The sequence below is a fragment of the Streptomyces sp. NPDC002306 genome, assembly GCF_053593435.1.
In genome coordinates this window covers 731,236-753,399 of sequence record NZ_JBSFCK010000001.1, presented here as the reverse complement: position 1 = coordinate 753,399, position 22,164 = coordinate 731,236, and the positions used below count along the sequence as shown (strand labels likewise).

21 protein-coding genes are annotated in these 22,164 nt (G+C 72.8%); 10 read left to right on the top strand and 11 right to left on the bottom strand.

Annotated features, from left to right (window positions below; genetic code table 11):
• Positions 1-77: 77 nt before the first annotated feature.
• Together ACWCQK_RS03235 and ACWCQK_RS03230 are read right to left on the bottom strand one after the other, a co-directional pair.
• The gene (locus ACWCQK_RS03235) at positions 78-2,888 is read right to left on the bottom strand and encodes an AAA family ATPase (RefSeq protein ID WP_451151287.1); all 2,811 of its coding nucleotides are present in this window, start codon (positions 2,886-2,888) and stop codon (positions 78-80) included.
• 291 nt (positions 2,889-3,179) lie between these two features.
• Entirely contained in the window at positions 3,180-4,013 is an 834-nt protein-coding gene (locus tag ACWCQK_RS03230; protein WP_451151285.1) for a response regulator transcription factor, read from the bottom strand.
• 134 nt (positions 4,014-4,147) lie between these two features.
• On the opposite strand from ACWCQK_RS03230, the gene ACWCQK_RS03225 reads away from it, so the two are divergent.
• Complete coding sequence (locus ACWCQK_RS03225) at positions 4,148-5,818, top strand: AMP-binding protein (protein WP_451151283.1); 1,671 nt, start codon at positions 4,148-4,150, stop codon at positions 5,816-5,818.
• On the top strand, positions 5,815-7,440 hold the full coding sequence (locus tag ACWCQK_RS03220) for an AMP-binding protein (protein WP_451151281.1): 1,626 nt from the start codon (positions 5,815-5,817) through the stop codon (positions 7,438-7,440). Before ACWCQK_RS03225 ends, ACWCQK_RS03220 begins: the two co-directional genes overlap by 4 nt.
• Before the next feature lie 84 nt (positions 7,441-7,524).
• Here the strand turns inward: ACWCQK_RS03220 and ACWCQK_RS03215 are convergent, their stop codons facing one another.
• Entirely contained in the window at positions 7,525-8,451 is a 927-nt protein-coding gene (locus ACWCQK_RS03215) for a hypothetical protein (protein WP_451151279.1), read from the bottom strand.
• Positions 8,452-8,706: 255 nt separating this feature from the next.
• Here ACWCQK_RS03215 and gcl point away from each other — a divergent pair, with 255 nt between their 5' ends.
• Positions 8,707-10,491, top strand: a complete 1,785-nt coding sequence (gene gcl, locus ACWCQK_RS03210) for a glyoxylate carboligase (protein ID WP_451151277.1) — start codon at positions 8,707-8,709, stop codon at positions 10,489-10,491.
• A gap of 216 nt (positions 10,492-10,707) precedes the next feature.
• Here the strand turns inward: gcl and ACWCQK_RS03205 are convergent, their stop codons facing one another.
• The 4 genes from ACWCQK_RS03205 to ACWCQK_RS03190 form a co-directional block, all read right to left on the bottom strand.
• Positions 10,708-11,262, bottom strand: coding sequence for a TIGR04222 domain-containing membrane protein (locus tag ACWCQK_RS03205; protein ID WP_451151275.1), 555 nt, complete (start codon positions 11,260-11,262; stop codon positions 10,708-10,710).
• A gap of 158 nt (positions 11,263-11,420) precedes the next feature.
• Positions 11,421-11,660 carry a hypothetical protein gene (locus ACWCQK_RS03200; RefSeq protein WP_451151273.1) on the bottom strand — a complete coding sequence of 80 codons (240 nt, stop codon included), beginning with the start codon at positions 11,658-11,660 and terminating at the stop codon, positions 11,421-11,423.
• A 430-nt stretch (positions 11,661-12,090) separates the two neighbouring features.
• Positions 12,091-12,981, bottom strand: a complete 891-nt coding sequence (locus tag ACWCQK_RS03195) for a 2-hydroxy-3-oxopropionate reductase (protein WP_451151271.1) — start codon at positions 12,979-12,981, stop codon at positions 12,091-12,093.
• A gap of 47 nt (positions 12,982-13,028) precedes the next feature.
• Positions 13,029-13,886, bottom strand: coding sequence for a TIM barrel protein (locus tag ACWCQK_RS03190; RefSeq protein ID WP_451151269.1), 858 nt, complete (start codon positions 13,884-13,886; stop codon positions 13,029-13,031).
• A gap of 139 nt (positions 13,887-14,025) precedes the next feature.
• Here ACWCQK_RS03190 and ACWCQK_RS03185 point away from each other — a divergent pair, with 139 nt between their 5' ends.
• The 6 genes from ACWCQK_RS03185 (at position 14,026) to ACWCQK_RS03160 (ending at position 18,203) form a co-directional block, all read left to right on the top strand.
• The gene (locus ACWCQK_RS03185) at positions 14,026-14,277 is read left to right on the top strand and encodes a hypothetical protein (RefSeq protein WP_451151267.1); all 252 of its coding nucleotides are present in this window, start codon (positions 14,026-14,028) and stop codon (positions 14,275-14,277) included.
• On the top strand, positions 14,274-14,642 hold the full coding sequence (locus ACWCQK_RS03180; protein WP_451151265.1) for a helix-turn-helix domain-containing protein: 369 nt from the start codon (positions 14,274-14,276) through the stop codon (positions 14,640-14,642). The genes ACWCQK_RS03185 and ACWCQK_RS03180 overlap by 4 nt, the downstream gene beginning before the upstream one ends.
• A 143-nt stretch (positions 14,643-14,785) precedes the next feature.
• A complete protein-coding gene (gene uraD / locus ACWCQK_RS03175) occupies positions 14,786-15,295 on the top strand; it encodes a 2-oxo-4-hydroxy-4-carboxy-5-ureidoimidazoline decarboxylase (protein ID WP_451151263.1) in 510 nt (169 codons plus the stop codon).
• A 6-nt stretch (positions 15,296-15,301) separates the two neighbouring features.
• Complete coding sequence (gene uraH / locus ACWCQK_RS03170; protein WP_451151261.1) at positions 15,302-15,700, top strand: hydroxyisourate hydrolase; 399 nt, start codon at positions 15,302-15,304, stop codon at positions 15,698-15,700.
• A gap of 6 nt (positions 15,701-15,706) precedes the next feature.
• Positions 15,707-16,663 (top strand): factor-independent urate hydroxylase, encoded by a 957-nt coding sequence (pucL, locus tag ACWCQK_RS03165; RefSeq protein ID WP_451151259.1) that lies wholly within the window; start codon positions 15,707-15,709, stop codon positions 16,661-16,663.
• 160 nt (positions 16,664-16,823) lie between these two features.
• Entirely contained in the window at positions 16,824-18,203 is a 1,380-nt protein-coding gene (locus ACWCQK_RS03160) for an 8-oxoguanine deaminase (RefSeq protein WP_451151257.1), read from the top strand.
• A gap of 203 nt (positions 18,204-18,406) precedes the next feature.
• Here ACWCQK_RS03160 and ACWCQK_RS03155 read toward each other — a convergent pair whose 3' ends face one another.
• Complete coding sequence (locus ACWCQK_RS03155) at positions 18,407-19,849, bottom strand: MFS transporter (RefSeq protein ID WP_451151255.1); 1,443 nt, start codon at positions 19,847-19,849, stop codon at positions 18,407-18,409.
• 91 nt (positions 19,850-19,940) lie between these two features.
• Between ACWCQK_RS03155 and ACWCQK_RS03150 the strand changes: the two genes are divergently transcribed.
• Positions 19,941-20,342, top strand: coding sequence for a winged helix-turn-helix transcriptional regulator (locus ACWCQK_RS03150; RefSeq protein ID WP_451151253.1), 402 nt, complete (start codon positions 19,941-19,943; stop codon positions 20,340-20,342).
• 29 nt (positions 20,343-20,371) lie between these two features.
• Here ACWCQK_RS03150 and ACWCQK_RS03145 read toward each other — a convergent pair whose 3' ends face one another.
• The 3 genes from ACWCQK_RS03145 to ACWCQK_RS03135 all read right to left on the bottom strand — a co-directional run bounded on the left by ACWCQK_RS03145 (position 20,372) and on the right by ACWCQK_RS03135 (position 22,164).
• The gene (locus ACWCQK_RS03145) at positions 20,372-20,794 is read right to left on the bottom strand and encodes an acyl-CoA thioesterase (protein ID WP_451151251.1); all 423 of its coding nucleotides are present in this window, start codon (positions 20,792-20,794) and stop codon (positions 20,372-20,374) included.
• Between the two features lie 72 nt (positions 20,795-20,866).
• A complete protein-coding gene (locus ACWCQK_RS03140) occupies positions 20,867-21,505 on the bottom strand; it encodes a hypothetical protein (RefSeq protein ID WP_451151249.1) in 639 nt (212 codons plus the stop codon).
• Between the two features lie 59 nt (positions 21,506-21,564).
• A complete protein-coding gene (locus tag ACWCQK_RS03135; RefSeq protein WP_451151247.1) occupies positions 21,565-22,164 on the bottom strand; it encodes a histidine phosphatase family protein in 600 nt (199 codons plus the stop codon).

Genomic DNA, 22,164 nt, shown 5'->3' with positions numbered 1-22,164 from the left:
CCCCTAAGGGAGTTGGGCAGGGAAAACCCTCGGTGGCCCCTCGGCAAACCCGTCCTTGCAGTAAACCCGCGGGACGCTCACTTCGCGCGGCGCCCCGCCGCCAGCCGGACGATGTCCACCCGCGAGCGGATGCCCAGCTTGCGGTAGACGCGGGTCAGTGTCGCCTCGACCGTCTTGACGCTGATGTACAGTCGCGCGGCTATCTCCCGGTTGGTCGCGCCCTCCATCACCAGCGCGGCGACCTGACGCTCCATCGCCGCGAGCCCCTCCAGCGCGTCGAGCGCCGGATCGCGCGGGACGGCGACGACCGGCTCCACCGGCTCCTCCGCGGCCGCCGCGTCCACCTGCCGCAGCCAGGGCAGCGCCCGGCAGCGCCGGAACAGCCGCGCCGCCTCGTCGTACGACGCCGGACCCGGCCGCCCCGTGCGCAGCCGGGCCTGGGCGAACGCGGCCCGCGCCTCCTCCAGCCCGTATCCGAGCTTGGCGAGCCGGTCCTGAACGGACGTCAGCTGCGAGAACGCGGCCTCCTGGTCGCCGCGGGCCGCCCGCACGAGCGCCTCCGACCGGTCCAGTACGGCCAGCACGCTCTCCCGGCCCAGCCGCAGCGCGTGCTCACGCGAGACGTCGATCACGTCCTGCGCCTCGCCCGGCTCCCCGATGCGTACGAGGGCCTCGGCGAGGTCGCTCTGCCAGCGGCCGCGCGCCGGGTCGATGATCCCGAGCCCCTGCTCCAGTTCACGCACCCGGCGCAGCGAACGGACCGTGCCCGCCGCGTCCCCGGCCACCAACTGGGCGTACCCGAAGGCCGCCAGGGCCCGGGAGAGGTACATCTGGTCGCCATCCTCCTCGGCCCGCTCCGCCGCCTCCCGGGCCAGTTCCAGCGCCCGGTCCACGTCTCCGCCCGAGGACTCCGCGAGGGAGGTGAGCATGGCCGAGGCGCCGAGTCCGATACCGGAGTCCCGGGCCAGCCGCAGGCTCTCGCGGGCCAGGTCCAGGGCCCGCCCGCAGTGGCCGGAGCGCAGTTCCGTCTCGGCCAGGAAACGCTGGAAGTGCACCTCGCTCTCGACCATGCCGCGCCGCTGCACCTCGCGCAGCAGGGCGGTGATGGTCGTGCGGGCCTCGGGCAGCTGGTCGCTCATCATCAGCCAGCGGAACCTGGCCGCGCCCGCGCCGTTGTGATGGCACGCCGCATACGGGTCCTGCGGCTCCTTGAGCGCCCGTTTGATGGTCGCCGGCGCGTCCGCGTGGCCCATCAGGGTCTCGGTCGAGGCCTGGAAGGACAGCGCCATCAGCTCGGTGCGCCGGTCGCCGCCGCGCGCGGCCAGCTCCGCCGCGTGCGAGGCCTCCTGCCGGGCCTCGCCGAAGTCGCCCTCGACGACCAGCCCGCGCCAGGCCAGCTGGTAGTGGACCAGGGCGAGCAGCCGAGGGTCGTCGCCCGCGTCGGCGAGCATCTGCGGGAACGCCGCGTCGACGTCCCCCAGGGCCTGCCCCGCCGACTCGATGACCACCATCCAGGCCCGCACCCGCTCGGCGGGCGAGGTGGCGCGGGTCAGCACGTCGTGCGCGATGTCCCGGGCGAGCTCCACCTCGCCGGCGGTGATCGCGTCCTCCGCGGCCTGCAACCGCCGGTCGTCCGGGCCGGGCGTGCGGCCCGCCGGGGTGTGCCGGGCCGCGAGCAGCCCGAGGGACGCGGCGACCGACGGGGCACCGCGGTCCCGGGCCAGCGCGGCGGCGCCGGCCAGCCGGGCGGCGACGTCCGGATCGGTGCCGGTGGTCGCCAGGGCCAGGTGCCGGGCCCGTTCGATCGGGTCGGACGCCGCCGTGGACAGGGCCACGTGCGCGGCCCGACGCTCCTGGGCGGGCGCCTCCGCGTACAGCGCGGCGGAGATCAGCGGGTGCGCGAACCGTACGGCCGGGCCCTCCGGTTCCGTCGCCAGCAGTCCGAGCCGGGCGGCCTGGGCCGTCTCCGCCTCGGCGTTCTCGCGGCCCGCCGCGAGCAGCAGCGAGAGGGTGGGGCGGGCGCCCGCGCTGGCCACGAGCAGGGTGCGCCGGACGTCGTCCGACAGCATGTCGAGGCGGCTGAGGACCAGGGCGCGCAGCGAGGTCGGCACCGGCAGCGGTTCGCCCGGTCTGGGCGGGGTGGGGTTCTCGCCGAGGGCGCGGCCCAGTTCGAGCGCGAAGAGCGGGTTGCCGCCGCTGGTGCGGTGGATGTCGCGGACCGTGGAGCGGGGCAGGTCGGTGTAGCCGCGGTCGTCGAGCAGCGCGGAGACGTTGGCGCGGGACAGGGGGTTGAGGCGTACGGCGAGGGTGTCGGGCGGCGACGCGCGTAGCTGGCGGTCGTACTCCTGGCCCTCGGTCCGCACCGCGCACAGCATCTGCACCGGGGTGTCGCCGAGGCGGCGGGCGGCGAACCCGAGAAGCTCGGCGCTGGCCGAATCCAGCCACTGGAGATCGTCGGCGACGATCAGGACGGGTCCCGCGGCGGCGAGGGCGCGCAGCGCCGACAGCACGGCCAGGCGCAGGGCGAGGCCGTCGCGCTGGAGGGTGGACTCGCCGCGGCCGGTGATCGCCGACTCCAGCGCGGTGCGCTGGGCGGCGGGCAGCTTGTCGGAGACCTCGTCGAGGGCCAGGCCGAGGAGGTCGGCGAGGGCGAGGAACGGAAGGTGGGATTCTGACTCGGTCGCGGAGCAGCGCAACACGGTACGGGCCACCTGGGCGTATTCCGCGGCCAATGCCCGCAGCACGGTCGACTTTCCTATTCCGGCGGGGCCGTGCAGCAGCACACTGCCGCCTCGGCCGAGCTGCTCGCGGGCCGCCGTGAACAACTCCTCCCTGCCGATGACCAGGTCGGGGCGGCATCGGGCAGGCTCCTGGAAGTCCCGTTGCACGGTTACCGCTCCCTCCGTGTGTCGTGTCCGGACCAAATTCTAGGCAACGTCTCTTTGAAATTCGGACGGACGGCGTGGTGAGGGATATAACAACGCTGATGCATATGGAAATTCATGGCCGGGTCCGCTGAATGAGAAGCCTTCATTCTGTCCGAAAGTGACCGATTTCAAGACCGCTGGCGTAGACCATCGGGCCTTGGTCCGCGTCGGGTTCCCTTGGTTCACGTCCGGTTCCCTCGGTTCACGTCCGATTCCCCGGTGCAGGGCCGGCCGCGGAACTCGGGACGGGAGCTACGGCAGCACTCCCGTCCGGCGCGCCGCCGCCACGGCCTCTCCGCGCGTGTGGGCGCCGGACTTGCGCATCGCCGACCTCAGGTACGCCTTCACCGTCTCCGGCCGCAGCCCCAGCCGCTCCGCGGCCACCGCGTTCGTCGCCCCGGCCGCCACCCACGCCAGCACGTCCACCTCCCGCGGCGTCAGACCCGCCGCGCCCTCCGGTGCCGTCGGCGTGAGCAGCCCGCACACCGCCAGCAGTTCGGCGCGCAGCCCCGCGTCCGTGATCCTCGGCGCCAGCGCGCGCAGCGCCGCGTGCGCCTCCCGCACCTGCTCCCAGGAGGCGGCGGCACCCGGTTCGGCGGCCGGGGCCGGCCGGACCGCCGTCAGCAGGTCGCGCACCTCGTCCCGTACCACCAGCGCCTGTTCCACGTCCCGCGCCGCCTCGACGGCCGCCGTCAGCGTCCGGTCGCCCAGCGGCTGGGCGGTACGCAGCGCCCCGTACAGCACACCGCGCACCCGGCGCCGTACGACGACCGGCACCGCCAGGACCGAGCGCAGCCCCTCCGCGGCGACCGCCGAGTCGTACTCGTGGCTGATCTGCCGCGAGGAGGAGTAGTCCGTCACCGCGCAGGCGCGGGCGAGGGCCACCGCCTTGCCGCCCAGGCCGTTGCCCGCGGTCACCGCGAGCGCGCTCAGCGCGGGGGTCGTGTTGCCGCTCAGTTCGCTGATGCGCATCTGCCGCCGCCCGACGTCGACCAGCCCGCCGAAGGCCACCGGCAGCCCGGTCGTGCGGCGCAGGCGGGCCAGCGCGCCGCGAATCTCCGTCACCCCGCTCGCGTCTGCTGCCACGCTCTCACCCCTCTCGCCCCTTCATCGCGGCCTGCGTGCGGCGCACACCCCCGTTCGGGGGTAGTGAGACCCGCATCACGGATTACACGATGGCAGAGAGCGGCCCGGCAATGGTCCGGCACCGAGGAGGACATATGACGACGGCGACGGAGCTCTTCCGCAGTGCGCGGGACTTCCTGCTGGAACACCGCGAGGACTACGCCACCGCCTACGACGGCTTCGTCTGGCCGCGCCCGGAGCACTTCAACTGGGCGCTCGACTGGTTCGACGTGATCGCGTACGGCAACGCCGGCATCGCGCTGCACATCGTCGAGGAGGACGGCTCCGAGACCCGGCTGTCCTTCGCCGAGCTGTCCGTGCTCTCCGACCAGGCCGCGAACTGGCTGCGCGGGCAGGGTGTGGGCGCCGGGGACCGGATCCTGGTCATGCTCGGCAACCAGGCCGAGCTGTGGGTGACGGCGCTGGCCGCCATGAAGCTGCGCGCCGTCGTCATCCCGGCCACCCCGCTGCTCGGCCCCGCCGACCTGCGCGACCGCGTCGAGCGCGGCCGGGTCCGGCACGTGGTCGTACGCGCCGAGGACACCGGCAAGTTCGACGAGGTGCCCGGCGCGTACACCCGCGTCGCCGTGGGTGCCGCCCCCGAGGGCTGGCTGTCGTACGAGGACCTGTACCGGACCGACCCCGGCTTCACCCCCGACGGGCCGACCCGGGCCGACGACCCGCTGATGCTCTACTTCACCTCGGGCACCACCGCTCACCCCAAGCTGGTCGAGCACACCCACCTCTCGTACCCGGTCGGGCATCTGGCCACCATGTACTGGATCGGCCTCAAGCCCGGCGACGTGCACCTGAACATCTCCTCGCCCGGCTGGGCCAAGCACGCCTGGTCGAACCTGTTCGCGCCGTGGAACGCCGAGGCGACCGTCTTCATCCACAACTACAGCCGCTTCGACGCGGCCCGGCTGATGGCGGAGATGGACCGGGCCGGCGTGACGACCTTCTGCGCCCCGCCCACCGTCTGGCGCATGCTCATCCAGGCCGACCTGACCGGACTGCGCACCCCGCCGCGCGAGGTCGTCGCGGCGGGCGAACCGCTCAACCCCGAGGTCATCGAGCGGATCCGGCGGGCCTGGGGCGTGACCATCAGGGACGGCTTCGGCCAGACCGAGACCGCCGTGCAGGTCGCCAACAGCCCCGGGCAGCCGCTGAAGACGGGCTCCATGGGCCGCCCGAGCCCCGGCTACCGCGTCGAACTCCTCGACCCGGTGTCCGGCGCGCCCGGCGTGGCCGAGGGCGAGATCGCACTCGACCTGTCGGCGCGGCCGGTGGGCCTGATGACCGGCTACCACGGCGACCCGGACCGCACGGCGGAGGCGATGGCGGGCGGCTACTACCGCACCGGCGACATCGGCGCCCGGGACGAGGACGGATACATCGTCTACGTCGGGCGGTCCGACGACGTGTTCAAGGCCTCCGACTACAAGATCTCCCCCTTCGAGCTGGAGAGCGCCCTGCTGGAGCACGAGGCGGTGGCCGAGGCGGCCGTGGTGCCCGCCCCGGACGACCTGCGGCTGGCCGTGCCCAAGGCGTACGTCGTGCTCGCCGAGGGCTGGACACCCGGCCCCGACACGGCGAAGGTGCTCTTCGAGCACGCGCGCGAGGTCCTCGCGCCCTACAAACGCATCCGCCGCCTGGAGTTCGCCCCGCTGCCCAAGACGGTCTCCGGCAAGATCCGCCGGATCGAGCTGCGCGAGGCCACGGCGGCCGGCTCGGCGGACGAGTACCGCGAGGAGGACTTCCGGTGACCGCGCTCTCCTACGCCCACGGGACCAGTGAGGTCCCGCTGCTCGGCGACACCATCGGCGCCGACCTCGACCGGGCGGTCGCCGCGTGGCCCGGCCGTGAGGCACTGGTCGACGTGGTGTCCGGACGGCGGTGGACCTACGCCGAGTTCGGCGCGGCGGTCGACGAGGTGGCGCGCGCCCTGCTCGCCCTGGGGGCGGCCAAGGGCGACCGGGTGGGCATCTGGGCGGTCAACTGCCCCGAGTGGGTGCTCGTGCAGTACGCCACCGCCCGCATCGGCGTCATCCTGGTGAACATCAACCCGGCCTATCGCGCGCACGAGTTGGAGTACGTGCTGAAGCAGGCCGGGATCTCGGTGCTGTTCGCCTCCCTCGCGCACAAGGGCAGCGACTACCGGGCGCTCGTCGCCCAGGTCCGGGGCGGGTGCCCGGAGTTGCGGGACGTCGTCCACATCGGCGACCCCTCATGGACGGCGTTCACGGCGGGCGCCGCACGTGTGCCGCGTGACCGCCCCGCCCGCCTCCAGGCGGAGTTGAGCTGCGACGACCCCATCAACATCCAGTACACCTCGGGCACGACCGGCTTCCCGAAGGGCGCCACGCTCTCCCACCACAACATCCTCAACAACGGCTACTGGGTGGGACGTACGGTCGGCTACACGGAACAGGACCGCGTCTGCCTGCCCGTCCCGTTCTATCACTGCTTCGGCATGGTGATGGGAAACCTGGGAGCCACGTCCCACGGCGCGTGCATCGTGATCCCCGCGCCGTCCTTCGAGCCGAAGGCCACCCTGGAGGCCGTCCAGCGGGAGCGCTGCACCTCCCTGTACGGCGTCCCCACCATGTTCATCGCGGAGCTGAACCTCCCCGACTTCGCGGACTACGACCTCTCGTCGCTGCGGACCGGCATCATGGCGGGCTCGCCCTGCCCGGTCGAGGTGATGAAGCGGGTCGTCGCCGAGATGCACATGGAGGAGGTCTCGATCTGCTACGGCATGACCGAGACGTCCCCCGTCTCGCTCCAGACGCGCAGGGACGACGATCTGGAGCACCGCACCGGCACCGTCGGCCGCGCCCTGCCGCACATCGAGGTCAAGATCGTCGACCCGGCGACCGGGGTGACCCGGCCGCGGGGCGGCGCGGGCGAGTTGTGCACCCGCGGCTACAGCGTGATGCTCGGCTACTGGGACGAGCCGGAGAAGACCGCCGAGGCCGTCGACCCCGGGCGTTGGATGCACACCGGCGACCTCGCCGTGATGCGGGACGACGGGTACGTCGAGATCGTCGGACGCATCAAGGACATGATCATCCGGGGCGGGGAGAACATCTACCCGCGCGAGATCGAGGAGTTCCTCTACGCCCACCCGAAGATCCGCGATGTGCAGGTCGTCGGGGTGCCGCACGAGCGGTACGGCGAGGAGGTCCTCGCCTGCGTCATCCCGGCCGACCCGGCCGACCCGCTCACGCTGGCGGAACTGCGCGCCTTCTGCGCGGACCGGCTGGCCCATTACAAGATCCCGAGCAGGCTCCAGATCCTGGACGGCTTCCCGATGACGGTGTCCGGGAAGGTCCGCAAGATCGAACTGCGCGAGAAGTGGGCCGTACGGTCTGAGCCCGAGGTCTGAGCCCGAGGTCTGAAGGCTCCTTGACGGAGCCGGGGCGTGCCCGTGGTGGCGGTGCGGCGGAGTGCCGTGTCGTCCCGGCGTCGGTCAGGACGTGCCCGACGCGTGCAGCCGGTCCGCCGGGCCGTTCACCGGGCGCGGGCTGCCCAGGAGGTCGAGGACGAAGAGGGGGACGCCCAGGGCGTCGGCGCGAAGGCGGGCCTCCTGGGTGTAGCCGGCGAGCGAGAAGTAGGCGCAGGCCGAGGAGTCCGTCATCGCGGTCAGCCACAGGCATTCCACATCGCGTACGGCGGCCGGACGGACCGTCGGATCCACCTGCGCGAGGATGCCGCGGGCGGCCAGCCCGATGCCGGACGTGGGTCGCTGGTCGGCCCGGCGGACGTCCGGGTAGCCGAGCCCGCGCAGATAGCGGGCGGCGGCCGTGATCGCGTCCACGGCGGTACGGATGGGGACGGGCCGGAAGGCGGGCCGCGCGGCCCGGGGCGCGGGTGCGCCGGGTCTCGGGGGCGTGGGCGGGTCGGCGGCCGGGGGCGGGGGTGGGGCCGGCGCGGCGGGTCCGTGGTCGTTCGGCGACGGGAGCGCGGGGCCGGTCGTCGTCGGAGGCGCGGGCTCGTTCGTCGACGGGGGAACGGGGCCGCTCGTCGAAGGGAGTTCGGGCCTGCCCGCCGCCGGGTGCGGGGGTGTGCCCGTCGGCGGAGGCGCGAGTCCGCCTGTCGCCGGGTGCGCGGGTTCGCCCGTGACCGGACGCTCGGGTCCGCCCGCGACCGGAATGCGCAGCAGCGTGCCGCACGGGCAGCCCAGTTCCGGTGCGGGCCACGGGGTCCGGCGCCCGCAGGAGGTACAGCCGAGGGTGACCCACTGCTCCTCCCAGACCTGGTGGGCGAGGGCGGTCGGCGCCGCGCGCGGGTCCAGTCGTGGGGCCACGGGCGCACCGCACGCGCACGGGTAGGAGGGCGCCGTGTAGCGGCGCTCGCGCCGGCAGGCCGGGCAGCGCACCGGCACGCTCTCGGACATGGCCCGCTCCAGGACGACGTCTCGTGGGGACAGTGCCCCATCGTCCTCCAGCCGGGCCCCGCCTGTCCGTCCCTTGACTGCCTTCGCCCGGCCCGCCTACATTGATTCCAGATAGTAGAAGTTAGTTTCCGTAATGCGGAAATCTGGAGACTGCGCATGCGCAGTCACAGTCCGAAGTCTGAAGTCCGCCAGGACGTAGTTCTCACGCGGGGCGCGACGGGAGAGCGAAGCCGACAGCCGAAGCAGGAGTACTCCATGGCTCGTATGACCGCTGCCCGCGCGGCAGTCGAGATCCTCAAGCGTGAGGGTGTCACCGACGCGTTCGGTGTCCCCGGCGCGGCGATCAACCCCTTCTACGCGGCGCTCAAGGCCGCCGGGGGTGTCCACCACACGCTGGCCCGCCACGTCGAGGGCGCCTCACACATGGCCGAGGGCTACACCCGCACCCGACCGGGCAACATCGGCGTCTGCGTCGGCACCTCGGGCCCGGCGGGCACGGACATGATCACCGGGCTCTACTCCGCCCTCGGCGACTCGATCCCGATCCTCTGCGTCACCGGCCAGGCCCCGACCTCGGTGATCCACAAGGAGGACTTCCAGGCCGTCGACATCGCCGCCATCGCCCGGCCGGTGACCAAGATGGCGGTCACCGTGCTGGAGGCGGCCCAGGTCCCCGGCGTCTTCCAGCAGGCCTTCCACCTCATGCGCTCCGGCCGACCCGGTCCGGTGCTCGTCGACCTGCCGGTCGACGTCCAGCTCACCGAGATCGAGTTCGACCCGGAGACGTACGCGCCGCTGCCGGTCTACAAGCCGGCCGCGACCCGCGCCCAGATCGAGAAGGCGATCGGGATGCTCAACGCGTCCGAGCGGCCGCTGATCGTCGCCGGTGGCGGGGTCATCAACGCCGACGCCGCCGAACTCCTCGTCGAATTCGCCGAGTTGACCGGCGTCCCGGTCGTGCCGACCCTGATGGGCTGGGGCGTCCTGCCCGACGACCACGAGCTGAACGCCGGAATGGTCGGCCTCCAGACCTCGCACCGCTACGGCAACGCGACCTTCCTGGAGTCCGACTTCGTCCTCGGCATCGGCAACCGCTGGGCCAACCGCCACACCGGCAGGCTGGACGTCTACACCGCCGGGCGGACCTTCGTCCACGTCGACGTCGAACCCACCCAGATCGGCCGGATCTTCGCCCCCGACTACGGCATCGCCTCCGACGCGAAGGCCGCCCTGGAGCTCTTCGTCGAGGTGGCGCGCGAGCTGCGCGCGGCCGGTGGGCTGCCCGACCGCTCCGGCTGGGCCGCCGCCGCGCAGGAGAAGAGGGCGCGGCTCCAGCGCCGTACGCACTTCGACGACATCCCGATCAAGCCGCAGCGTGTCTACGAGGAGATGAACAAGGCCTTCGGACCGGAGACCCGGTACGTCTCCACCATCGGTCTCTCGCAGATCGCGGGCGCCCAGATGCTGCACGTCCACCGCCCGCGGCACTGGATCAACTGCGGTCAGGCGGGGCCGCTCGGCTGGACCGTCCCGGCCGCGCTGGGCGTGGCCAAGGCCGACCCGCAGGCGCCGGTCGTCGCCCTGTCCGGCGACTACGACTTCCAGTTCATGATCGAGGAGCTGGCCGTCGGCGCGCAGCACCGCATCCCGTACGTCCACGTCCTGGTGAACAACGCCTACCTGGGCCTGATCCGCCAGGCACAGCGGGCGTTCGACATCGACTTCCAGGTCAATCTGGAGTTCGAGAACATCAACTCGCCCGAACTGGGCGTCTACGGCGTCGACCATGTGAAGGTCGTCGAGGGGCTGGGCTGCAAGGCCATCCGGGTCACCGACCCGAACGAGCTGGCCGCCGCCTTCGAGCAGGCCAAGAAGCTGGCCGCCGAGCACCAGGTGCCGGTCGTCGTCGAGGCGATCCTGGAGCGCGTCACGAACATCTCCATGTCGACCACCAACGACATCGGCGAGGTCGTGGAGTTCGAGGAGATCGCCACCGAGCCCGGTCACGCGCCGACCTCGATCAGGACCCTGAAGGTCTGACCCGCCGGTCGGCACGGCACGACGCGAGGGCGGCACGACACGGGCACGGCACGACGCGGGGGCGGCACGACGCGGGGGCGGCACGACGCGGGGGCGGCACGACGCGGGGGCGGCCCGACGCGGGGGCGGCCCGACGCGGGCGCGGCAGGGCCGGGGAGGCCGGGCCGCCCCCGCCTCCCGCCTCCCGTCTCCGGGACCGCGCCGCGGCCCGCGGGCTCACGCCGTTCCGCAGCCCTGGCCCCCGCTGCCCCAGGACAGTTCACCGTCGGTGTTCCCGCTCCGGCCGATCAGCCCCGCCTCCCGCGCGAAGCGGGGCACCAGCGCGGTCAGGGCCTGGTCGCCGTACAGGGCGACGGCCAGCAGCTGGTCCCGCGTCGACAGACCGGACCCGTCGGTGGGCGGCGGGTGCTCCGCGCGCGAAGCCCTCAGGGTGCGGCGGGCGGCGCGGGTGCGGCCCGGCGGGAACGTCCTGAGCAGGCCCGCCGCCCCGAGTTCGCCGCGCAGGTCGGTGAGCGCCCGGCGGACCCCCGGCCGGTCCAGCAACTGCCGCAGGCCCGCGGGCCGGTGGAGCGCCGCGTGCACGGCCTTGGTGAGCGGCGCCAGGGGCGGTCCCGTCGCCGGGCCCGCACTGCGCAGGGTGCCCGGCCGGCCCGCGGCGGCGGCGCCGCGCAGATGCAGGTCCAGTACGGCGACCGTGACGGCGGCGCGGTCACCTCCCCGCAGCCGGGCGATCGCGTACGGCTCCAGCCGGATCGTCGCGTCGCTGCTCATGACCCACCCCCCTGTGCGGGGCCCGCCGCCCCCGTGCCGGCGGGCCCCGCGTGACAAGGATGTGCCCGCCGAGGGGGGCGGGTGAAGCCTCGGCGGGCCGGTTCAGAGGATGATTTGAGGATTGCGTAGACCGGATACGCCCGGCGCCGTACGGGTCGTCATCGGCCCTCGTGCTCCGACAGTCCCGGCCAGTCGTCCGGGCCCCCGCCCTGCCACTCGATGAGGTCGCTCTGCTCGACCTCGATCCGGTCCAGGTCGGCCATGCGCAGGATCTCGACGACATCGTCCAGGTGGCTGGCGATGCCGAGGGTCTGGTCACCCGTGGTGACCCGCCGGGAGCCGTCCAGTGCCGGAGCGTGCACCACGATGTGCGGGAACTCGGTCGGTGGAAGAGTCATGCCTTCAGGCTCCTGCGGGCGGCGGCGATCCGCACCCCGGAACCACGCGGGAGCGCCGGACGCGGGGACCGTCCGCGTCCGGCGTTCCCGGCCGATGGGGTTCGGGTGGGTTCCGGCGGGGCGGATGGCCGGGACCGCGGCGACGGTGCCGGGGCCCTCCCCTCAGGTCGAGAAGGAGCCTCGGGACCTTCACCACCGCACTGGCTCGCACACCGCCGCGGTCCTCGCCCGCCCGCCGACCGGTGAGCGTCCCTCGACCGGGTCGCTCGGCCACGGCGGGCCGCGTCCGGGGCGTGACCTCCCGTCAGGCCCCGGACGCCGTCTCGTGATCAGCTCTCAGGATGTCAACGGTTCGTTGACGTGGGTTCCGGGCCGCGGCACCGCCTGGGCGCGACAGGACAGATGTCGGCGGCGCCGCGGCCCGGAAGTGTCAGACCCGCGCGCCGGAGAGCCGCTCCACGGCGCGCAGCAGGGCCGAGTGGTCGAGGCCGCCGTCGCCCTGGGCGCGCAGACTGGCGACCAGTTGCGCGACCACGGCGCCGACCGGCAGGGCGGCGCCGACGTTGCGGGCCGCGTCCGTGACGATGCCCATGTCCTTGTGGTGCAGGTCGATCCGGAAGCCCGGCTTGAAGTCGCGGGTCAGGAAGTTGTCCTTCTTGCGGGTCAGCACGGTGGAGCCGGCCAGGCCGCCGCTCAGCACGTCCAGCGCCGCTTCGAGGTCGACGCCCGACTTCTCCAGGAAGACCACGGCCTCGGCGCACGCCTGGATGTTCACGGCGACGATCAGCTGGTTGGCGGCCTTGACGGTCTGTCCGCTGCCGTGCGGGCCGCACAGCACGATGGTCCTGCCCAGCGCCTCGAAGAGCGGCCGGGCCTCGTCGAAGTCGGCCCGCTCGCCGCCGACCATGATGGACAGCACGGCCTCCACGGCCCCGGCCTCGCCGCCCGACACCGGGGCGTCCAGTACGCGCAGGCCCTTGTCCCCGGCCGCCTTCGCCAGGTCGACCGAGGTCCGCGGGGTGATCGACGACATGTCGATGAGCAGGGCGCCGGAGGCGGCGTTCTCCAGGATGCCCTCGGGACCGTAGGCGATCGCCTCGACCTGTGGGGAGGCCGGGACCATCGTGATGATCACGTCGGCGGTCCTGACGGCCTCGGCGATCGAGCCGGCCGCCGTGCCGCCGGCGGCGGCCAGGCGCTCCAGCTTGTCCTGTTCCAGGGTGAAGCCGGTGACGTCGTATCCCGCCTTGACCAGGTTCTCGGACATGGGGGAGCCCATGATGCCGAGGCCTATCCAGGCGACCTTGGGAAGACTGCTCATGGTGAGGGTGCCTCTCTGACTGCTCCGCTACGTCTGTGTGGGGGCGCTCAGCCGGCCGCTCGGGCCTCGGCCGGCAGCCACGCGAAGTCCTCGGCGCCGGTGCGTCCGCCCGGCTTGTACTCCAGGCCGACCCAGCCCTCGTAACCGGCGGCGCGCAGCCGGGCGAGGAGGTCGTCGAGGGGGAGGGTGCCCGTGCCGGGCGCGCCGCGGCCGGGGTTGTCGGCGATCTGCACATGGCCGGTCCTCGACGCGTACCGCTCGATCACCCGCGGCAGGTCCTCGCCGTTCATGGACAGGTGGTAGAGGTCCATCAGGAAGCGGGCGTTGTCCAGGCCCGTGGCCGCGTTGACCTTGTCGACCACGCCGACCCCGGCCGGCGCGGACACCAGTGGATAGCGCGGTGACTCCGGCGCGTTGAGGGTCTCGACCAGCAGGATCGCCCCGATCCGGTCGGCCGCCCGCGCCGCGAGCACCAGGTTCTCCAGCGCCAGCGCGTCCTGCTCGGCCGGGTCCACCCCCTCGACCCGGTTGCCGTAGAGGGCGTTGAGCGCCCCGCAGCCGAGCGAGCCGGCGAAGTCCGCGGCCACGTCGATGTTGGCGCGGAACCGCTCCGACTCCGCACCGGGGATCGACAGCGCGCCGCGGTCCGGTCCTGGCAGCTGTCCCGCGTAGAAGTTCAGGCCGACCAGCCGGACGCCCGCGTCCTCGATCGCCCCGCGCAGGGCGTCGAGCTCGGACCGCGCGGGGGTGGCGGAGTCGGCCCAGGGCCACCACAGCTCGACCGCGCCGAAGCCGGCCGCGGCGGCGGCCGCGGGGCGCTCCAGAAGCGGGAGTTCCGTGAAGAGGATCGACAGGTTGACGTCGAAGCGCTGCGCGGAGGCGGTGCTCGGTTCGGAACCCGGCATGAGGTCCGGCGCTCCCTTCCGTGGTCGCGATTTCCGTATTACGGAAGTTCGTTTCTGCTTAATGGAAGATTGCCGTCGGCCGTCGTCGCTTGTCAAGAGGGGCTCGGCGGAAGCCGGTGCCGGGCGTTAGGTTGAGCGCGTGAGATTGAGAGTGGAGTTCACGACCGAGCCCTTCGATCTCGAGGAGGCCCCGGCGCACGCGCTGGTGGCCCGCGAGGTCGTCGAGGGTGCCGCGCTGGACGCCGTGGACGTCGGCCCGTTCGGCAACACGGCGGAGGGCGGTGCCGACGCGGTGCTCACGGCCGTGGACGCCCTGCTGCGCAAGACCCTGGCCGCCGGCGCCACCCGGATCTCGCTCCAGGTGAACGTGGTCGGGGAGGACGGCAGATGACCGGCGGCGGGGACGAGTCCTTCATCGCGGCCCTGAAGCCGCTGGTCGACGCCATGGGCGGCGAGATACACCCGCCCGACGAGGCCGGCCCCGACGATGTCGTGCTCGCCTGGCAGGGGGCCGACGTCGTCGCCGTACGCCTGCCGCAGCTCGGCGACTCCCTCGATCACATCCTGGCCGCCATGGAGCGCAGGAAGGGCGAGCCGCTCGCCGACCTGGACCGCAAGGCCAAGCAGGAGGTCGTACGGATACTCGAGGCGCGCGGCGCCTTCTCCGTGCGGCACGGCGTGGAGACCGTGGCGAGCGCGCTCGGCGTGAGCCGCTTCACCGTCTACAACTACCTCAACCGGGAGAAGGAGAGCTGAGCGGCGCCGGGCCGGTCACCCGAATTTTCAACAAAGTGTTGACGCCGTCACGCGGAGGGCGTTAGCTGACGGCAGCCCGTTCGGCACGACGGCCGCATCAGGCCATGAAGGCCGCATCACCGCATCCGGCCACGGAGGCTCCCGTGACTTCGACTTCCGCGTCCCCGGGTCTGACCCGGTTCAACGTCCTCGACGAACACGCGGCCTCCGCCGCCCTCCATGAGGCCTGCGCCGCCACGGTGTGGGTCACCCGGCTGCTCGCCGCCCGCCCCTACGCCACCACCGACGACCTCTACGCGGCCAGTGACTCGGCCATGGCGGAGCTGACCGCCGAGGACCTCGCGCAGGCCATGGCCGGCCATCCGCCGATCGGCCGCCCGAAGCCGGGCGACCCCGCCTCGGCCCGCGAACAGCACGGCATGGCGGGCGCCTCCGGGGAACTCAGGGCGGAGATGCTCGAACTCAACCTGGCCTACCAGGAGGCGTTCGGCCATGTCTTCCTGATCTGCGCCACCGGACGCACCGGCGAGCAGATGCGGGACGCGGTCCGGGAGCGGATCGGCAACTCGCCCGAGCGGGAGCGGGAGATCGTCCGCGCCGAACTGGGCAAGATCAACCGTATCCGACTGGCCCGACTCGTCGAAGAGGACTGACGCGGCATGAGCACCAGCACCACAGCCTCGGTGTCCACCCACATCCTGGACACCAGCGTCGGCCGCCCCGCCGCCGGCGTCGCCGTCCGGCTCGCCGCCCGCGCCGGGCACACGGCGCACTGGCAGGTGCTCGGCGGCTCCGCGACCGACGCGGACGGCCGCTGCAAGGACCTGCCGGCGCCGCCGGAGGGAACGACCCACGTACGGCTCGACTTCGCCGTGGAGCCGTACTTCGGGACAACCGCGAAGAAGCAAGCCGATGCGCAGCAGGACGCCCCCGCGAATCGGGACAGCGGTGCGTTCTTCCCCGAGGTGGCGATCACCTTCGCCGTGAAGCCCGGCGAGCACTACCACGTACCGCTGCTGCTCAACCCGTTCGGCTACTCCGTATACCGAGGGAGCTAGCAGAAGATGGCAGACAATTCCCGCCCCGGCCGCCCTGTGATGCTGGGACAGAACCAGTACGGCAAGGCCGAGAACCGAGTCGTGAAGATCACGCGGAACGGCTCCACCCACCACGTCAAGGACCTCAACGTCTCCGTCGCGCTCTCCGGCGACATGGACGAGGTCCACTACTCCGGCTCCAACGCCAGCGTCCTGCCGACCGACACCACCAAGAACACGGTCTACGCGTTCGCCAAGGAGCACGGCATCGAGTCGGCCGAACAGTTCGGGATCCACCTGGCCCGGCACTTCGTGACCAGCCAGGAGCCGATCACGACCGCTCGTATCCGCATCGAGGAGTACGCCTGGGAGCGGATCGACACCTCCGGCACCGCCTGGCCGTCCGCCGGCGCCGACGAGGCCAGGCACTCCTTCGTGCGCAAGGGCCAGGAGACGCGCCTGACCCAGATCACGTACGACGGCTCGTCGTGGGAGGTCGTCTCGGGGCTGAAGGACCTCGTCGTGATGAACACGACCGACTCCGAGTTCTGGGGCTTCGTCAAGGACAAGTACACGACCCTGCCCGAGGCCTACGACCGTATCCTCGCCACCCAGGTCTCCGCCCGCTGGCGGTTCAACTGGAGCGACGACGCCGACCCCATGCCGCACTGGGAGCAGTCCTACGAGCAGGTGCGCAAGCACATGCTCCAGGCCTTCGCGCAGACGTACTCGCTGTCCCTCCAGCAGACCCTGTACCAGATGGGCGCACGCATCATCGACAGCCGGGACGAGATCGACGAGGTCCGCTTCTCCCTGCCGAACAAGCATCACTTCCTGGTGGACCTGGAGCCGTTCGGCCTCAAGAACGACACCGCCGACGGAGCCGTGTACTTCGCGGCCGACCGCCCGTACGGCCTGATCGAGGCCACCGTCCTGCGCGAGGGCCGCGAGCCGCGCATCCCGGTGGACCTCACCAACCTCTGACCGGCCTCCGGCCCGCGTGACCTACCCGGGTGCCCTCAGGGGCTGGGGGCACCCGTCGCACTCTCGGCACCCGCGGCCCCCGGATCCGGCACCGGGGCCGCGGCACTCAACACTCCCAGGGTCCTGCCGTGCCCTCTCCACAGAGCGAAAAGGACACACCGTGGCAGCCGTCCGGCGCACCGTCATCGAGAACTGTTCCATCGCCACCGTCGACGCGCACGACACCGAGTTCGCCTCCGGGCACGTGGTCATCGCCGGCAACCGCGTCGAGTCGGTGGGCGCGGGCGCCGCCCCCGAGGGCCTGGCGAACGTCGTACGCCGGATCGACGCGAGCGGGCACCTGGCCACCCCGGGCCTGGTCAACACCCACCACCACTTCTACCAGTGGATCACCCGGGGCCTGGCCACGGACCACAACCTCTTCGACTGGCTCGTCGCGCTCTACCCGACCTGGGCGCGCATCGACGAGACGATGGTGCGCGCGGCGGCCCGGGGCTCGCTCGCCATGATGGCCCGCGGCGGCGTCACCACCGCCATGGACCACCACTACGTCTTCCCGCGGGGTACCGGCGACCTCTCCGGCGCCATCATCGGCGCCGCCCGCGACCTGGGCGTCCGCTTCACCCTCGCCCGCGGCTCCATGGACCGCGGCGAGAAGGACGGCGGACTGCCGCCGGACTTCGCCGTCGAGTCCCTCGACGGCGCGCTCGCCGCCACCGCCGCGACCGTCGACGAGCACCACGACGCCTCCTTCGACGCCATGACCCAGGTCGCCGTGGCCCCCTGCTCCCCGTTCTCCGTCTCCACCGAACTCATGCGCCAGGGCGCGGAACTGGCCCGGAGCAAGGGGGTGCGCCTGCACACCCACGGCTCGGAGACCGTCGAGGAGGAGAAGTTCTGCCACGAACTGTTCGGGATGGGCCCGACCGACTACTTCGAGTCCACCGGCTGGCTCGGCGCGGACGTGTGGATGGCGCACTGCGTCCACATGAACGACTCCGACATCGCCGCCTTCGCCCGCACCGGGACCGGCGTGGCGCACTGCCCGTCGTCCAACGCCAGGCTGGCGGCCGGCATCGCCCGGGTCCCCGACATGCTCGCGGCCGGTGTCCCGGTCGGCCTCGGCGTCGACGGCACCGCCTCGAACGAGTCCGGCGAACTCCACACCGAACTGCGCAACGCGCTGCTCATCAACCGCCTCGGCGCCCACCGCGAGGCCGCCCTGAACGCCCGTCAGGCGCTGCGCCTCGGCACCTACGGCGGGGCCCGGGTCCTCGGCCGGGCGGCCGAGACCGGCTCCCTGGAACCGGGCAAGCTGGCCGACCTGGTGCTGTGGAAGCTGGACACCCTCGCCCACGCCTCCATCGCCGACCCGGTGACCGCGCTGGTCCTCGGCGCCGCCGCCCCGGTGACGGCCTCGTTCGTGAACGGGCGCCAGATCGTGGAGAACGGACGCCTGCTCACCGCCGACGAGGACGAGATCGCCCGCTCCACGCGGGCCGAGGCCCAGCGTCTGGCGCGGATCGCCGCCCAGGGCTGAGCCGCCGCAGAGCTCCGGCCGGGAGGGACGGCTCCCGGCCGGTGGCCGTGGACCCGGACAGGGTGCACGGCGGCCGTCACCGGGGCGCGCGTGGACGCGCGCGCCCCGGCACGGTCACCGTCCCCGGTCCCGCACGCACGACCGCACGCGCCACCTCCATGAACCCCACGTCTGCACCGACGCGGGCCGGGCCCGCCGGGCCGTCAGCCCCGGCCTCGCCCGCCGGGACGGCGAAGGGTCACCGCAGCCAGGGCCAGCGCCCCCGTCGCGATCAGCGCCGCAACCCGGAACGCCAGCCGGTAGCCCTCCGCCGTGGCCGGGAGCAGTTCCGCACCCCGGTCGAGCAGTACGCCGGTGCGGCTCGCCGCGAGCGTCGACAGCACCGCCAGCCCCAGCGAACCGCCCACCACCTGCGTGGTGTTGAAGAGGCCGGAGGCCAGTCCGGCGTCCTCCTGCCGGACACCCGACATGGCGAGCCCGGTCAGTGCGGGCATCGCGGCCGCGAACCCGGCGGCGAGCAGCAGCAGGGGCGGGAGTACGTCCACGAGGTACGAGCCGTCGGCGGGCGCACGTCCGAGCAGTGCCATCCCGGCGACGACCAGCAGCAGTCCGGCGAGCAGCACCGGGCGGGCGCCGAACCGGCCGATGGTCCGCGCGGACAGGCCCAGCATCAGTACCCCGATCGCGACGGGCGCCGGCAGGAATGCCGTACCGGTCGTCAACGCGTCGTAGCCGAGTACGCGTTGGAGATAGAGGGCGCCGATGAACTGGAAGCCGTACATCGTGGCGATCAGCAGCACCTGGACGGCGTTCGCCCCGCTCAGCAGCCGTGAGCGGAACAGTCGCAGCCGCAGCAGCGGACGTGCGGCGCGGGCCTGCCGGACGGTGAACGCCACGAGGAGGGCCAGGGCGAGGGCCGCGAGGAGCAGGGTGGCCGTGAGGGAGCGGTCGTCGGCGCCGACGATGACGTACACCGTCAGCATCAGCGCGCCGGTGATCAGTGCCGCCCCGGGACAGTCGGCGCCCCGACCCGGGCCCGCCCCCTGTTCCGGCGCGAGGACGCGGGCCGCCGCGAGCAGCGCGACCAGTCCGATCGGCAGATTGATCAGGAAGATCCAGTGCCAGTTCAGCGCCTGGGTGAGGGCGCCGCCCAGAAACGTGCCGAGCGCCCCGCCCGCCGCCCCGACCGCGCTGAACACCGCGATCGCACGGGCCTGTTCACGCGGTTCGGGATACAGGGCGACCAGCATGCCGAGCACCACCGCCGCGGTCATCGCCCCGCCGGCCCCCTGTGCGGCCCGCGCCGCGATCAGCAGGCCCGGCCCGGTGGCGACTCCGCACAGCACGGAGGCCGCGGTGAACACGGCGAGCCCGGCCGTGAACATGAGCTTGCGGCCGATCAGGTCGCCGAGGCGGCCCACCAGCAACAGCAGCCCGCCGAAGGGGATGAGGTACGCGTTGACGACCCACGCCAGCCCCGGGCCGTCGAAGCCGAGGTCGTTCTGGATCGCGGGCATCGCCACGGTGACGATGTTGCCGTCCAGGATCGTCATGAGCGTGCCCGCGCACAGGACGACGAGGGACGCCCGACGGGAGTACGTCCGGCGCGGCGTCGTCCGCGCGGGTGCTGCGAGGGGACTCGACATGGTGCGCGGTCTCCGCCCTGTCCATAGGTGCACGACTTGTAACGGGGCTCATCGTGGGTGACCCTGGAGAGCGGGGTAAGGAGGCAGTTCGATGTCCCAGGGGAACACCGGTGTTACCGTCCAGCTCGTGAACGCGCACGCGTGCCCGGTCCGCGAAGTTCTTGACAGGGTCGCCGGGAAATGGAGCGTGCAGATCCTGGTGGCCGCCGCGCACGGCCCGATCCGCTTCACCGAACTGGAGCGCAGCATCGAGGGGATCAGCCGCCGGATGCTGACCCTCACCCTGCGCAACCTGGAGCGCGACGGACTGCTGACCCGCACCGTCTTCGCGACGGTTCCGCCCAAGGTCGAGTACGAACTCACGCCGGTGGCGCTTGAGTTGCACGAGACTCTGCAACGGCTGACGGACTGGGCCGAGCGCAACCGGGTCCACATCGCCGAGTCGCGGGCGGCCTACGACGCGGCGCGGGAACCGGCGACGACCGAAAGGTAGCGGCCGCCGGCCGGTGTGCCGCCGGGTGCCTACAGTCCGAGCAGGCCGGGATCCGTGGCCAGTTCCTTGAAGCGCTCCGGCGGGCTCGGCACCAGTCTGCGCTCCTTGAGGTCCATCAGCCCCCCGACCGCGGTGAGTTCGGCTGCCACGGTGCCGTCCGCCCTGCGGATCGTCTGCTCGATCCGGAACGTCTTGCCCTCGCCCCAGACGAAGACGCAGGTCACGTCGACCTCGTCACCGGCGACCAGCTCGCGCCGGTAGCGGATGGTCGTCTCCAGGGCGACCGGGCCCACGCCCTGGCCGACGAGGCCGGTCTGACTGATCCCCGCCGCCCGGAGCAGCGACCAGCGGGCGTGCTCCGCGTAGTTGAGGTACACGCTCTGGTTGAGATGGCCCTGCACATCCGTCTCGTAGCCACGGACGGTCACCCGGACGGAAAACGGCTCGCTCACTGCTTCCCCTTCTCGTCTCTCGTGGTCATGTCCTTCGGTGCGCTGTCCACCGATCCTGGCACGGCGCCGTCCTCACGCCCGGCGCGGGGAGGCCAGCAGATAGCGGGCCCTGGTGCGCGGTTCGCCGTGCTCGCCGACCTGCCAGCCCGCCCGCTCCAGGGTGCGCGCGCAGGCCCGCAGCGCCTCGCCGTCCGGATCGCGCACGGCGACGGCCTCCGGCTGCGGGGTCGCGCGCACCCGGTAACCGTCCGGATCACGGCCCGCGGCGGGCCGGTGCCCGGCCGCTTCCAGAGCGAGTGCCGCGGCCCGCACCAGATGGGTCCGCTCCCAGCCGCACGGCAGGTCGGTGGCGCCGTCCGGGTTGGTCATCCGGCGCAGCTCCAGCAGGCCCTGCCAGGCACTGTGCACCTCACGGGTCCGGGCGGCCCCGGAGCCGGGGTCCGGCTCGTCCTCGCCGCCGACGCGCGCGGCGAACACCCCGGTGGTCGCGGGCGCCGCGACGACCGGCTCCGGGGGCGGCCGGTCGGCCGACTCCCGTATCCGGTGTCCCGCCGGGGTCAGGAAGTGGTCGTGCGGCGGTCTCGGGTGCCGGAAGGCGAGCCCCCGCCCCACCAGCGCCGCCAGCTGTGCCTCCGTGCCCCGCAGCCGTCCGGTCACGGGGTCGGCGGCATCGATCACCCGCCGCTGCGCGGCGGTCGGCGGTCGTGTCACGGCACGCCTCCCTCCCGGGCCCACCGGCCGCCGGACGACCCGGACGGCCCAGGTGAAGGCTACGTCCGCGCTCTGACATTCCAGCCCGCGATCACCGGCCGCCCGTGCTCCGTGCCCAGCCGGCCCAGCGCCCCGGTGGCCAGCTGGAACAGCGCCCCGTCCTGCGGGGGCAGCCCCAGCCGGCGAGCGGTCAGGACCCGCAGGAAGTGACCGTGCGCCACCAGCACCACGACGCCCTCGGTGTTGGCGAGCGCCGCGTCCACCTTGGCCAGCACCCGGTCGGCGCGCTCCCCGACCTGCTCGGGCGTCTCCCCGGGATGGTCGGGCGGCCCGGGCGCGACACCGTCCGTGAACAGGAACCAGTCCGGCCGGGTGCGCTGGATCTCGACGGTCGTGACGCCCTCGTACCCGCCGTAGTCCCATTCCTGGAGGTCCACGTCGATCCGCGCCTCGCGCAGCCCGATGAGCTGAGCCGTCTCCCGCGCCCGCTGGAGGGGGCTGACGAACGCGGCGCCCACCCGGTGCGAGCGGATCAGCGGCACCAGACCGCGCGCCTCCTCCCGGCCGTGTTCGGTCAGCGGGACGTCCGTCCGGCCCGTGTGCCGTCCGGACCGCGACCACTCGGTCTCACCGTGCCGGACGATGAAGAGATCACCCAT